The sequence below is a fragment of the Caballeronia telluris genome (assembly GCF_001544495.1).
In the GTDB taxonomy this organism is placed as follows: domain Bacteria; phylum Pseudomonadota; class Gammaproteobacteria; order Burkholderiales; family Burkholderiaceae; genus Caballeronia; species Caballeronia telluris.
Genome location: NZ_FCNZ02000006.1, coordinates 142,159 through 154,699 on the forward strand (window position 1 = coordinate 142,159; position 12,541 = coordinate 154,699).

At 65.1% G+C, this 12,541-nt stretch carries 12 protein-coding genes; 8 read left to right on the plus strand and 4 right to left on the minus strand.

The window, feature by feature from the left end; genetic code table 11:
• Window positions 1-137: 137 nt before the first annotated feature.
• The gene (locus AWB66_RS09985) at window positions 138-1,781 is read left to right on the plus strand and encodes an acyl-CoA synthetase (protein WP_087630132.1); all 1,644 of its coding nucleotides are present in this window, start codon (window positions 138-140) and stop codon (window positions 1,779-1,781) included.
• A 12-nt stretch (window positions 1,782-1,793) separates the two neighbouring features.
• Entirely contained in the window at window positions 1,794-2,582 is a 789-nt protein-coding gene (locus tag AWB66_RS09990) for an enoyl-CoA hydratase (RefSeq protein WP_087630133.1), read from the plus strand.
• A 9-nt stretch (window positions 2,583-2,591) separates the two neighbouring features.
• On the opposite strand, the gene AWB66_RS09995 is transcribed toward AWB66_RS09990, so the two are convergent.
• From AWB66_RS09995 to AWB66_RS10010, 4 genes are all read right to left on the minus strand, one after another.
• A complete protein-coding gene (locus tag AWB66_RS09995; protein ID WP_087630134.1) occupies window positions 2,592-3,608 on the minus strand; it encodes an alcohol dehydrogenase in 1,017 nt (338 codons plus the stop codon).
• A 65-nt stretch (window positions 3,609-3,673) separates the two neighbouring features.
• On the minus strand, window positions 3,674-4,066 hold the full coding sequence (locus AWB66_RS10000; protein ID WP_087630135.1) for a DUF779 domain-containing protein: 393 nt from the start codon (window positions 4,064-4,066) through the stop codon (window positions 3,674-3,676).
• A gap of 56 nt (window positions 4,067-4,122) precedes the next feature.
• Window positions 4,123-5,643 carry an aldehyde dehydrogenase gene (gene adh / locus AWB66_RS10005; protein ID WP_087630136.1) on the minus strand — a complete coding sequence of 507 codons (1,521 nt, stop codon included), beginning with the start codon at window positions 5,641-5,643 and terminating at the stop codon, window positions 4,123-4,125.
• A gap of 178 nt (window positions 5,644-5,821) precedes the next feature.
• Window positions 5,822-6,643: a DUF72 domain-containing protein gene (locus AWB66_RS10010; protein WP_087630137.1), complete on the minus strand. Its 822-nt coding sequence runs from the start codon at window positions 6,641-6,643 to the stop codon at window positions 5,822-5,824.
• Window positions 6,644-6,920: 277 nt separating this feature from the next.
• Between AWB66_RS10010 and AWB66_RS10015 the strand changes: the two genes are divergently transcribed.
• From AWB66_RS10015 to AWB66_RS10040, 6 genes are all read left to right on the plus strand, one after another.
• Window positions 6,921-7,217 (plus strand): hypothetical protein, encoded by a 297-nt coding sequence (locus AWB66_RS10015; RefSeq protein WP_087630138.1) that lies wholly within the window; start codon window positions 6,921-6,923, stop codon window positions 7,215-7,217.
• 178 nt (window positions 7,218-7,395) lie between these two features.
• Window positions 7,396-8,184 carry a hypothetical protein gene (locus AWB66_RS10020; RefSeq protein ID WP_125469701.1) on the plus strand — a complete coding sequence of 263 codons (789 nt, stop codon included), beginning with the start codon at window positions 7,396-7,398 and terminating at the stop codon, window positions 8,182-8,184.
• A 190-nt stretch (window positions 8,185-8,374) separates the two neighbouring features.
• Window positions 8,375-8,602 carry a DUF2964 family protein gene (locus AWB66_RS10025; RefSeq protein WP_087630140.1) on the plus strand — a complete coding sequence of 76 codons (228 nt, stop codon included), beginning with the start codon at window positions 8,375-8,377 and terminating at the stop codon, window positions 8,600-8,602.
• Window positions 8,603-8,864: 262 nt separating this feature from the next.
• Complete coding sequence (locus tag AWB66_RS10030) at window positions 8,865-10,028, plus strand: HPP family protein (RefSeq protein ID WP_087630141.1); 1,164 nt, start codon at window positions 8,865-8,867, stop codon at window positions 10,026-10,028.
• Window positions 10,029-10,116: 88 nt separating this feature from the next.
• Complete coding sequence (locus tag AWB66_RS10035; protein WP_087630142.1) at window positions 10,117-10,542, plus strand: MarR family winged helix-turn-helix transcriptional regulator; 426 nt, start codon at window positions 10,117-10,119, stop codon at window positions 10,540-10,542.
• A 6-nt stretch (window positions 10,543-10,548) separates the two neighbouring features.
• Window positions 10,549-12,318 (plus strand): chloride channel protein, encoded by a 1,770-nt coding sequence (locus AWB66_RS10040; RefSeq protein ID WP_087630143.1) that lies wholly within the window; start codon window positions 10,549-10,551, stop codon window positions 12,316-12,318.
• Window positions 12,319-12,541 lie beyond the last annotated feature (223 nt).

The following is a 12,541-nucleotide window of genomic DNA, read 5'->3' on the forward strand; positions in this document are numbered from 1 at the left end:
ATGATCTAAACACTTCCTCGCACGTATCCGCCCGAACGCCCACGCCGTGTCCCCGCATTGGCGCCGCACCCTCAACCGCGCGTAATATTGAGCACCTCAACCCGACCGCCAATATAAAAGCCGAAAAGGGAGACACCATGAGCACCGGCATGTATGAAGCAGGCCTCGACAAAACGGCCGCCAACTTCGCGGCCCTTACGCCGCTCACGTTCATCGAGCGCACCGCGGCCGTCTATCCGACGCTCCCCGCCATCGTGCACGGCGCCATCCGCCGCAACTGGGCCGAGACCTACGCGCGCGCGCGGCGCCTCGCCTCGGCGCTGAACGCGCGCGGCATCGGCGCGGGCGACACGGTCGCCGCGATGCTCCCGAACATCCCCGAAATGGTGGAGGCGCACTTCGGCATTCCGATGGCGGGCGCCGTGCTCAATACGCTCAACACGCGCCTCGACGCAAGTACGCTCGCCTTCATGCTCACGCACGGCGAGGCGAAGGCGGTGCTGATCGACCGCGAGTTCTCGGCGGTGATGCGCGAGGCGCTGGCGCAGCTCGACCACCCGCTCCTCGTGATCGACATCGACGACAGCGAATACACCGGAGCGGGCGAGCGCATCGGCGAGATCGACTACGAGCGTCTGCTCGCGAGCGGCGATCCGGCGTTCCAATGGGCGCCGCCGTCGGACGAATGGAACGCGATCTGCCTGAACTACACCTCAGGGACGACCGGCAATCCGAAAGGCGTCGTCTACCACCATCGCGGCGCCTACACGAACGCGGTGAGCAACATCCTCGAATGGGACATGCCGAAGCACGCCGTGTACTTGTGGACGCTGCCAATGTTCCATTGCAACGGCTGGTGCTTTCCCTGGACGGTCGCCGCGCGCGCGGGCGTGAATGTCTGCCTGCGCCGCGTCGACGCGAAGACCATCTTCGACCTGATCCGCAGCGAACGCGTCACCCACTATTGCGGCGCGCCGATCGTGCAGAACCTGCTCGTCAATGCGCCCGATTCGATGAAGGAAGGCATCGCGCATCGCGTGCACGCGATGGTCGCGGGCGCCGCGCCGCCCGCTGCGATGATCGAAGGCATGGAGCGGCTCGGCTTCGAACTGACGCACGTCTACGGTCTCACCGAAGTGTATGGACCGGCCGCCGTGTGCGCGCAGCAGGACGCGTGGCGCGCGCTCGATATCGGCGAGCGTGCGCGTCTGAACGCGCGGCAGGGCGTGCGCTATCACTTGCAGGACGCGGTATCCGTGCTCGATCCGCTCACGATGCAGCCCGTGACCGCCGACGGCGAGACCATCGGCGAAATCATGTTTCGCGGCAACATCACGATGAAAGGCTATCTGAAGAATGCAGCCGCAACCGAGGAAGCGTTTCGCGGCGGCTGGTTTCACACCGGCGATCTCGCGGTCGCGTACCCCGACGGCTACGTGCGCATCAAGGACCGCAGCAAGGACATCATCATCTCCGGCGGCGAGAACATTTCAAGTATCGAAGTGGAAGACGTGCTGTACCGTCATCCGGCGGTGCTTGCGGTGGCCGTCGTCGCGAAGCCGGACGCGCGCTGGGGCGAGACGCCCTGCGCGTTCGTCGAACTCAAGGCGGGCGCCAACGTGAGCGCCGACGATCTGATCGCGCATTGCAAGGCGCATCTCGCGGGCTTCAAGGTGCCGCGCGCAATCGAGTTCTGCGAACTGCCGAAGACATCGACGGGCAAGATCCAGAAGTTCGAATTGAGGAAGCGCGCGGGATCGGTGACGGCCATCGACGTCTGACGGAGCGAAGACATGAGCGAAGCACCTTTGATCGTCGAACGGGACGCATACGGGCTACCCGGCGTCCTCTGCATCACGCTGAACCGGCCGGGCGCGTTCAATGCGTTGTCGGAAGCGCTGCTCGACGCGTTGCAGCGCGCGCTCGACGAAGCGTCGGAGTCGGACGCACGCGTGGTCGTGATCGCCGGCAGCGGGCGCGCGTTCTGCGCGGGGCATGATCTGAAGGAGATGCGCGCGGAGCCATCGCTCGACTACTATCGGGCGCTCTTCGCGCGCTGCTCGCAGATGATGCTGACGATCCAGCGCATGCCGCAGCCGGTGATCGCGCGCGTGCACGGCATCGCGACGGCCGCCGGTTGCCAGCTCGTCGCGATGTGCGATCTCGCCGTGGCCGCGAGCGATGCGCGCTTCGCCGCGTCGGGCGTCAACTACGGCCTGTTCTGCGCGACGCCGAGCGTACCGCTCTCGCGCAACGTGTCGCGCAAGGCGGCATTCGAAATGCTCGTGACCGGCGATTTCATCGATGCGAATACGGCGCTCGAACGCGGCCTCGTCAATCGCGTGGCCGAGCCCGATCGACTCGACGATGCCACGCGCGCGCTCGCGGCAAGCATCTGCGAAAAGCCGCGCGCGGCGATTGCGGCAGGCAAGGGCCTCTTCTACCGGCAACTCGAAGCGGGCATCGAAAGCGCGTACCAGCTTGCCGGCGAGACGATGGCGTGCAACATGATGGACGACGCCGCGCTCGAAGGCACGCAGGCATTCATCGACAAGCGCACGCCGAACTGGCGCAAACCGTAACTGCGCTTCTTAGCCCATCGTGAGCACGACCCGAAAGCGCGCCGCGCCGCTCATCATGCGGTCGTAGGCTTCGGGCGCGCGCGCAAGCGGGAATTCCTCGATCATCGGCTTCACGCCCGAGAGCGCGCTGAAGTCGAGCGTGTCCTGCGAATCGGCCGACGTGCCCGACGGCCAGCCCTGCACCGAATGCCGCCCCATGATGAACTGCGCGATCGGCACCTCGACCGGCTCCTGCCCGATCCCGACCATGATCATCTTGCCGTTCAGCCCGAGGCCGCCGAGCGCCGCGCTCATCGCCTTGCCGCTCGTCGCCGTTGCCAGGATCACCTTCGCGCCGCCGAGCGCGGTGAGCGATTCGGCGACGTTCTCCGCGCTGCTGTCGATGTAGTGATGCGCGCCCAGTTCGGTTGCGAGCGGTGCCTTGTCCTTGCCGCGCGCGATGGCGACGGTCCGAAAGCCCATCTTCCTCGCGAACTGCACGCCGAGGTGCCCGAGCCCGCCGATCCCGAGAATCGCGACGACCTCGCCCGCCCGCGCGCCGCTGTTGCGCAGCGCGTTGAACGTCGTGATGCCGGCGCAGAGAAGCGGGGCGGCATCGACGTCCGAGAGGTCGTCGGGGATACGGGCGAGCGCCTGCACGGGCGCGACCATGTAGTTCGCGTAGCCGCCGTCGTAGCTGATACCGGGCACGAGCGCGCGCTGGCAAAGCACGAAGTCGCCGCGCCGGCAGTGATCGCAATGGCCGCAGTGACCGCCATGCCAGCCGACGCCCACGCGTTGTCCGACCTTCCACTCGTCGACTTCGGCACCGACCGCATCGACGACGCCCGCGATCTCGTGTCCCGGCACGCGCGGATATTGCAGACCCGGCCACTGGCCTTCCTTGGTCAGCGAATCGCTGTGACAGATGCCGCACGCCTGCACCTTGATGCGGACCTGCCCCGGCCCCGGCTCGGGCACATCGCGCTCGACCAGTTGCAGCGGGCCGCCCGCTTCCGTCACTTCCACGGCTTTCATCGTTGCCATCGCGTGTCTCCGGTGTCGGTGAATTCTGGAATTTACCACCGCGGAGATTTGCAGGCAGGGACCGCTCAGCCGCCCGCCGATTCGACCGGATGCCGCGCAAGCCACGCCCATTCGGCGTCGTCGAAAAGACGCGAGCGCGTGAGAAAGCGCAGACCCGTGGGCCGTTCCAGAGAAAACATGCCGCCGTTGCCCTTCACGCAATCGATGATCAGTTGCGTGTGCTGCCAGTATTCGAATTGCGATTCGCTCATGTAGAACGGCACGCCCGCGATCGTGCCGAGCTTCACGTCCGAGCCGCCGACCATGAACTCGCTGGCCGGAAACATCATCGGCGCACTGCCGTCGCAGCAGCCGCCCGATTGATGGAACAGCACGTCGCCGTGTTCCGCCCTGAGCTGCTCGATCAACTCGATGGCTGCGGGCGTCGCGACGACTCGCTCTATGTCCTCTTGACTCATGGCGCGATCCTCTTGGACGAGCGGCCGTTCAAGACCGCTCGCGTCGCTCGAAAAGCTTAGAAGAATCCAAGCGGCTTTTGGCTATAGCTCACCAGCAGGTTTTTCGTCTGCTGATAATGATCGAGCATCATCTTGTGATTCTCCCGACCAATACCCGACTGCTTGTAGCCGCCGAACGCCGCATGCGCCGGATACGCGTGATAGCAGTTGGTCCACACGCGTCCCGCCTGAATGTCGCGGCCGAACCGATACGCACGCGTGCCGTCGCGCGTCCACACGCCTGCGCCCAAGCCGTAAAGCGTGTCGTTGGCGATTTGGAGCGCTTCCTCTTCGTTCTTGAAGGTCGTCACCGAGACCACCGGCCCGAAGATTTCCTCCTGGAAGATGCGCATCTTGTTGTGGCCGCGAAACACGGTCGGCTTCACGTAATAGCCGTTTTGCAATTCGCCGTCGAGTGCATTGCGCTCGCCGCCGATCAGGCACTCCGCGCCTTCCTGCTTGCCTAGATCGATGTACGACAGGATCTTTTCCAGTTGCTCCTGCGAGGCCTGCGCACCGATCATCGTCTTCGAATCGAGCGGATGCCCCTGACTGATCGCCGCGACACGCTTCAACGCGCGCTCCATGAAGCGGTCGTAAATCTTCTCCTCGACCAGCACGCGCGACGGACACGTGCACACTTCGCCCTGATTCAGCGCGAACATCGCGAAGCCTTCGAGCGCCTTGTCGAAGAAGCTGTCGTCTTCGTTCATGACGTCGGCGAAGAAGATGTTCGGGCTCTTGCCGCCGAGTTCGAGCGTCACCGGAATCAGGTTCTGGCTCGCGTACTGCATGATGAGACGCCCGGTCGTGGTCTCGCCGGTAAAGGCGATCTTCGCGATGCGCTTGTTCGATGCGAGCGGCTTGCCCGCTTCGAGTCCGAAGCCGTTGACCACGTTCAGCACGCCGGGCGGCAGCAGGTCTTCGATCAGTTCCATCACGACGAGCAGCGACGCCGGCGTCTGCTCGGCGGGCTTGAGCACCACGCAGTTGCCGGCGGCGAGCGCGGGCGCGAGCTTCCACGTCGCCATCAGGATCGGGAAATTCCACGGGATGATCTGACCGACCACACCGAGCGGCTCGTGGAAGTGATACGCGACGGTGTCGTCGTCGATTTGCGAGAGCGAGCCTTCCTGCGCACGCGCGCAACTCGCGAAGTACCGGAAGTGATCGATGGCGAGCGGAATGTCGGCGGCCATCGTCTCGCGCAGCGGCTTGCCGTTGTCGATGGTCTCGGCCACCGCGATGCGCGTGTGATTCGCCTCGATGCGGTCCGCGATCTTGTTAAGGATGTTCGCGCGCTCGGTCGCGGAGGTCTTGCCCCACGACGCCTTCGCCTTGTGCGCGGCATCGAGTGCGAGTTCGATGTCGGCTTCGCGCGAACGCGGGATCGACGTGAACGGCTCGCCGGTGATGGGCGAAATGTTGTCGAAGTACTCGCCGCCTAGCGGCGCGACCCACTTGCCGCCGATGAAATTGCCATATTGCTTCTTGAACGGGTATTCGGTCGTCAGGAACTGCATCTCGGCGTGATTCATGTGTGCTCCTCGCATATCGTTTGAGTGACCGGCCCGGTCTAACCGTGCCGTACCGGCCACCCACGCTTGCGAGTTCCATGCCATCCGCCGCTTGCCGCTCCGGCGCGGGCTGCGCGCGTTAGCGCGGCCCATGCGCTGTCATCTTCTGGCGCAGTGTATCGAAATGGGACAGACGATCTTATTCTTCCGATCTCGCCAGACGCTCGATCATCGCGATGCCCGCAGCCGGATTGATCGCCTTGTATCCGCTAATGACGTAGAGATAGACATCGCGCGGCGTTTCCTTCGCCGGCGGCGCCGTAACGGTTTCGAGTCCCTCGGGAATGCCGCCCGACGCCCACACGCGCGCGCGTTCCGTCCACAGATCGAGCTGCTTCTTCGGATAGCCCAGCCGATGCTTCTCCTCGGTGCCCATGATGCGCGCGTAGACGAATGGCGCCGTCGGGTCCGCGATCTGCGGATACTTCGAATCGCCCGCCATCACGATCGCGACGCCGTACTTGCGTGCGAGCGCCACGAACGCCTGATCGCGAAAGCTCTCATGCCGCACTTCGACCGCATGCCGAATCGACCGGCCTTCGACGCGCTTCGGCAACAACGCGAGGAAGCCTTCGAAGTCCTCGGCGTCGAACTGCTTGGTCGGAGCGAACTGCCAGTTCACGGGACCGAGCTTGTCCTTCAGTTCGAGCACACCGCTCGCGAAGAACCGTTCGATCGAGTCGCCTGCCTCTGAGAGCACGCGCCGGTTCGTCGCGAAGCGCGGCGCCTTGAGCGAGAACACGAAATCGTCGGGGGTTTCGTCATGCCATTTCACGAAGCTGGCCGGTTTCTGCGATCCATAGAACGTGCCGTTGATTTCGATGCTGTTCAGCTGGCGGCTCGCGTATTCGAGTTCGCGCTTTTGCGCGAGCCCTTCCGGATAGAACGTTCCGCGCCACGGCTCGAACGTCCATCCGCCGATGCCGATTCTGATGTGTGTCTTCTTCTTTGCGGTTGCCATCGATGATCGCTCGCTCTGACGTGAGATGTGCTCGAGTTTAAGGAATAAGCTGCAATCGTGTGAGCGTCGACTTTGGCGACGTGCTCGCCGTTCTGCGCAAAATTCTCAACTGACTGAAAAACTTAGCGCCGTACTTAAGCGACGCGCGCCGACTCAAGGCCGTCAGGCATGACGTTGGCGCCCGCGCGCGCGATGGCATGCACGATGCTTTGACTCGGATAACCCCCATACGGACGCGACGCGCCTCAGCGGCCGGGCAAGCCAACGGAGCCGTGCCATGCACAGAACCATCGAACCTCACGATCTCGACCACATCGATTTATCGCACTATCAGGTGATTCAGGTCTCGGACGGCCACCACAGCGTCGTCATCTGGGAAGGGCCGTTGCCACTCGGCGACCTGCGGGCGGGCGAAGTGCGCCCGTCACTCACCGATTCCGCGTCGACGCTGACGATAAGCGTCCCCAATCCGCTCGACGCCGGACGCCGCCGCGACATCTGCCAGCATGTGTGGTCGCGGGTGACGGGGCGGCGTGCGGCCGCGCATGCGCCACGACGCGCGCGGCAAGGATGACGGCACGGCGCGCTTGTCGAAGACAAAAACGAACGACCGCGCGACAAAAATCTTGGCAGGCACGACGGAATGACTAAACTCTAGACATTTCGACTCCAGCCAGGACGCGCGGATGATCACACCAGCACAGCCGGCGGTGAAAAGGACAACGCGAAAGAGCCGCCCAGGCGCGCTCGCTGTGCTTGTACTGTTCCTTACCCTCGCGTCGCACGTGCACGCCGAGCGCGTCTGGATCGTCGCCGGACCGAGCGATCCGAGCGTCTCGGGCATCGCGAAGAAAGCCGAACCGCTCTACCGGTCGGTGCCCGATGGCTTCGTCATCCAGACCGCGGACTGCGGCGACAAGCAAAACGTCTTCATGTGGGTCGGCGCGACGGCCAACGCCGACAAGCCCGCGCTCGCGGCGCGCCTGCGCATCCGGCAGACCGTCCCGGATGCCTACATGCGGCTCTGCGACGTCCGACCCGGATCGCTGGTCGCGCTGCGCATGAGCGTCGTCGACCGGTCGATCGGACTCTTGCCCGACAACGCCGCCAACTGGGAAGCAGGCGACCGCCTCTCGCTCCTGCGTCCGCTGCCGGACGGGCGCAGCCTCGTCATCGTCCGCTACTTCGCCAACGATCCCAGCGATCCTTTCGGCGGCAAACGCGAACGCGTGGTGCTGGTCAACCGTGGCGGCAAGCGCGTCGCGCTGGACAACGACTGCGTCAATCCATCGGATGCGATTGCGCAGCACGGCTATGTCGCCTTCGAATGCGTGCGGGGCCTCGCCTCGGACAACGTGGTCCACGGCGTCGCGGTCTTCGACGATTCCGGCGCGAAGCTCTTCGAAGCAAGCCGCTGCCGCGATCCGAAGTGGGCCGGCGAGCGGGTGCTGGCGTGCGATTCCGAAGTCGTCGACGCAAACGGGCAGTTGCAATTCCGCCGGAAGCGCATCGCCGTGCCGGGCGGCCGCGAACTGATGTAGCGGCGCGCAGCCTGCAACGATCGGAACGTTCGTTGCACAAAACTACCGCTTTTGGTATCGGTGACGAAACGATGAGCGCGGCCACGGCGTGTCGTTTTGGTTTCCTATAATCGGATCATCGGCGTTCCTGCGGCGGGTGATTCGCGCAGTGCCCGCTCTGGTCACGCTCCACGTTGCGCGGAGGTCTCACATGAAGCTGGAACGCCTCAAACCGGAAGCCACGGCGGAACAGCGGCTCGTCGTGCGCAACAAGTTGCGCGTGCTGCTCGCCGCCATCGGCACGCTCGCCGCGGTAGTCGGCATCGGCATTGCGGTCAATGGATTGCTTGAATTCAACGAGAGGAAGGTGATCATCGGCGCATGCGTGATCGTGTTCTCGACAGTCATGTATATCGTGATGCTGTCCCGCGCCAGCTAGCGCACGATCCATCATGTCGTGAGGTATTACGAAGCGCCGCGCGGACACGGATTCCATTCGCCGCACGCTCGGTTTTCGCACCATCTTTCATCGAAAACGCCTTGATTGAGGCGTTTTTATCATCAATCGGCACATATCAGGGAAAACGCCAACAGGCATTTCCCTGCCCTTTCCGGCCGGCGCGACCCCGCGACTTTATGTCACAATGCCATATATTTCATACGGTATCGCACCGCCCTTTTCGCCGAATCGATATCTCTAGATGCGCCCCGTTCTCGCTCGCTGGATCGCCAGTTTCGTCCCTTCGCCGGTTGCCGTGAAATGGCCCGAGCGCCTGCGCTCGGGCCTCGGCGCGCTGCTCGGCATCGCGTTCACGGGCGGCTCCATGCTGTTGCTGCTCGGCCCCTCGGCGAACATTCCGCTCCTCGTCGCGCCAATGGGCGCCTCGGCCGTGCTGCTCTTCGCGGTGCCGGCCAGTCCGCTCGCGCAACCGTGGTCGATCATCGGCGGGAATCTGGTGTCCGCGACGGTCGGCGTCGCCTGCGCGACCTTGATCGCCGACCCCATCGACGCCGCCGCGCTCGCCATCGCCATCGCGATCTGCGCGATGTTCGCGTTGCGCTGCGTGCATCCGCCGTCCGGCGCGGTCGCGCTCACCGCCGTGCTGGGCGGCCCGTCGATTCACTCGCTCGGCTTTCGTTTCGTGCTGGAACCCATCGCGCTGCAATCGTTCGCGTTGCTCACGGCGGCGATCGTCTTCCACGCGCTGACGGGCCATCGCTATCCGCACGCCGCCGGGCAAAACGCCGCGAAGGCGCAGGCCGCCGGCCACCCGCCCGCGAACCCGGGCTTCACGCGCGCCGATCTCGACGCCGTGCTCGCGCGGCGCGACGAATTGCTCGACATCGATCCGGCGGATCTCGAATCGGTCGTCAACGAGGCGCAGATGCGGGCGTACGTCCGCACCTTCGACGAACTGACCTGCGCCGACATCATGTCGCACCCGGTCGCGTCCATTTTCGCCACGACGACCGCCGCCACCGCCTCGGATCTGCTGAGCCGGCGCGCGGTGAAGGCGTTGCCGGTCGTCGATACGACTCAGCGCGTGATCGGCATCGTCACGCGCGCGGACCTGATGCAGTACGGCTCGGGCGGCGCGCTCTCGGCCCTGTTCCGCCTGCCGGCGCGCTGGCTCGCGAACGACGACGAGGCGACCCGCACCGCCGGCGCGTTGATGACCACCGACGTCTGCACGATCTCGGCCGCGACGCCCATCACCGAACTGGTGCCGATCTTCGCGAACTTCGGCCATCACCATATTCCGGTGCTCGACGGCCAGGAAAGGCTCGTCGGGATGATTACCCAGGCCGACGTGATCGCGGGCCTCTACCGGCAGACCCAGCAGCAAAGCAGACAGGCCGCCTGAAGCGAACGGCGTCGCCACGGCGCTTCTGCTGCGTCCATTCATATCATGTTGTGATATATTTACCGTTTGCACTTTTCAAGACATCACGATGAAAGAACTCGTCCGCGCGCCGGCCCGCAGCCTGGCGAAGAAGGACTTCGAACAGCTATCCGAGTTTCGCTATCAGATGCGGCGCTTCGAGCGCTTCTCGGAGAACGCCGCGCAGGGCGAGGGCATCACGCCTTTGCAATATCTGCTGCTCCTGCATATTCGCGGCTACCCCGGCCGCGACTGGGCGACGGTCGGCGAACTGGCCGAGCGCCTGCAGGCGCAGCATCACGGCGTCGTCGCGTTGGTGTCGCGCTGCGAGGCGCTCGGGCTCGTCAGGCGTAAGGTCAGCGAAACGGACCGCCGGCAGGTGGAAGTGCATCTGGAAAAGCCCGGCGAGAAAGTGCTGGCACGGCTGGCCGAATTACATCGCGCGGAATTGAAGTCGCTGCAGGGCGCTTTCCGCGTGCCGCAGATCGATTACTAGACCGCCATGAGTCTCCATTCCACAAAACGCGACTTTGCCGCCAACGCGCGACTTCCCGGCATTTCGGCGCTCGCAGCGGTAATCGGCGGCGTCAGCACGCTCGCGGCGTTCGTCCTGCTCAGCGTCATCCATCTGTTCACGAACCTCTTCTTTTTCGGCAGCTTTTCGTTCGCCGACCGCTCGCCCGCCAGTAACACGCTCGGGCTCTGGGTGCTCGTCGTGCCGGTCGCGGGCGGACTCATCGTCGGATTGATGGCGCGCTACGGCTCGGAAAAAATTCGCGGACACGGCATTCCCGAAGCAATCGAAGCCATTTTGTTCGGCAAGAGCCGGATGTCGCCGAAGGTGGCCGTCTTGAAGCCGCTGTCGTCCGGCATCGTGATCGGCAGCGGCGGGCCGTTCGGCGCCGAAGGTCCGATCATCATGACGGGCGGCGCGCTCGGCTCGCTGATCGCGCAATGCGTGAAGCTCACGTCGGCCGAGCGCAAGACGCTGCTCGTCGCGGGCGCGGCCGCCGGCATGACCGCGGTGTTCGGCACGCCGGTCGCGGCCGTGCTGCTCGCGGTCGAACTGCTGCTCTTCGAATGGCGTCCGCGCAGTTTCCTGCCGGTCGCGCTTGCGTGCGCGGTCGCGGGCTTCGCGCGGGTCGCGTTCTTCGGACAGGGACCGCTCTTTCCGCTCGTCACCGCGCCGCCGGACGGGCTTTCGCTCGTGTCGTGCGTCGTCGCGGGGCTGCTTTCCGGCGCGCTGGCGTCCGGACTTTCGGCCGCGCTCTACAAGACCGAAGACCTCTTCGGCCGGCTCCCGATCCACTGGATGTGGTGGCCGGCGCTCGGCGGCGTGATCGTCGGCATCGGCGGATACATCGAGCCGCGCGCGCTCGGCGTCGGCTACGACGTGATCGGCGATTTGCTGCACGGGCACGTCGCGTTGCAGATCGCCGTGGCGATTCTGGCGGTGAAGGCCGTGATGTGGGTCGTCGCGCTCGGCTCGGGGACGTCGGGCGGCGTGCTCGCGCCGCTCCTGATGCTCGGCGCCGGACTCGGCACGGTGCTCGCGCCGGTCCTGCCGGGCGGCGAGCCGGCGCTCTGGCCGCTCGTCTGCATGGCCGCGACGCTCGGCGCCACGCTCGGCGCGCCGCTCACCGCGATCGTCTTCGCGTTCGGCCTCACGCACGACGTCAACGCGCTGCTGCCGCTGCTCGCCGCGACGCTCGTCGCGCACGGCTTCGCGACGGTCGTCATGAAGCGCTCGATCATGACGGAGAAGATCGCGCGTCGCGGTTATCACATCTATCGCGAATACGGCGTCGATCCGCTCGAACGGCATCACGTGGACGAGGTGATGTCGACCGCCGTTCAGACGATCGACGCCGGCCTCACGGTCGGCGACGCGCTCGTGCAGTACTTCGGCGCGGGGCAAACGCATCGCGCGTATCCGGCGGTGCGCGATGGCGCGGTGCTGGGCATGGTTGAGCGGGGCATGCTCGATGGCGATCCTGATGTGACCGTCGCCGATCTCCTGCGTGGCCGCACACCGGTCGTCGCGCTGCCGCACGAGACCTGCCGGCTCGTTGCGACCCGGCTCGCCGTGCACGGGCTGGAGCGGCTGCCGGTCGTCGCGGACAACGGGACGCGGCGTCTGGTCGGCATCGTGGCGCGCAGCGATCTCGTCAAGCCATCGCTCGCTCACTTCGACGAAGAACACAAGCGCGAGCGGTTCCGGCGCATCGCCGTGCCGACGCTCGCTCGCCGCCGGCGCCTCCCGCGCGCCTGACCGGAAAGGGCGCCAGCCCTTTTCTGCGATGCGGCACTTGATGCGCCGCAAGACAAGCTCTCCGTGCTATTTGTCCGCGACGCGACTACCCTCTTTTCAGCCACGCGCGGCATTCAACGCACGAATCCAACCTTCGTCTCCGATTTAACTTCCGTGCCCGCTCCGCGTGGGGATTTCCCTCCTTTACGCGCGGCCGCCCATGGTATTAAATAAATCAACTTGA

Excerpts from the sequence above, each read along its gene's own strand:
- AWB66_RS09985 (WP_087630132.1), top strand. The coding sequence starts at position 138 with ATGAGCACCGGCATGTATGAAGCAGGCCTCGACAAAACGGCCGCCAAC.
- AWB66_RS09990 (WP_087630133.1), top strand. The coding sequence starts at position 1,794 with ATGAGCGAAGCACCTTTGATCGTCGAACGGGACGCATACGGGCTACCC.
- AWB66_RS09995 (WP_087630134.1), bottom strand. The coding sequence starts at position 3,608 with ATGGCAACGATGAAAGCCGTGGAAGTGACGGAAGCGGGCGGCCCGCTG.
- AWB66_RS10000 (WP_087630135.1), bottom strand. The coding sequence starts at position 4,066 with ATGAGTCAAGAGGACATAGAGCGAGTCGTCGCGACGCCCGCAGCCATC.
- adh (WP_087630136.1), bottom strand. The coding sequence starts at position 5,643 with ATGAATCACGCCGAGATGCAGTTCCTGACGACCGAATACCCGTTCAAG.
- AWB66_RS10010 (WP_087630137.1), bottom strand. The coding sequence starts at position 6,643 with ATGGCAACCGCAAAGAAGAAGACACACATCAGAATCGGCATCGGCGGA.
- AWB66_RS10015 (WP_087630138.1), top strand. The coding sequence starts at position 6,921 with ATGCACAGAACCATCGAACCTCACGATCTCGACCACATCGATTTATCG.
- AWB66_RS10025 (WP_087630140.1), top strand. The coding sequence starts at position 8,375 with ATGAAGCTGGAACGCCTCAAACCGGAAGCCACGGCGGAACAGCGGCTC.
- AWB66_RS10030 (WP_087630141.1), top strand. The coding sequence starts at position 8,865 with ATGCGCCCCGTTCTCGCTCGCTGGATCGCCAGTTTCGTCCCTTCGCCG.
- AWB66_RS10035 (WP_087630142.1), top strand. The coding sequence starts at position 10,117 with ATGAAAGAACTCGTCCGCGCGCCGGCCCGCAGCCTGGCGAAGAAGGAC.
- AWB66_RS10040 (WP_087630143.1), top strand. The coding sequence starts at position 10,549 with ATGAGTCTCCATTCCACAAAACGCGACTTTGCCGCCAACGCGCGACTT.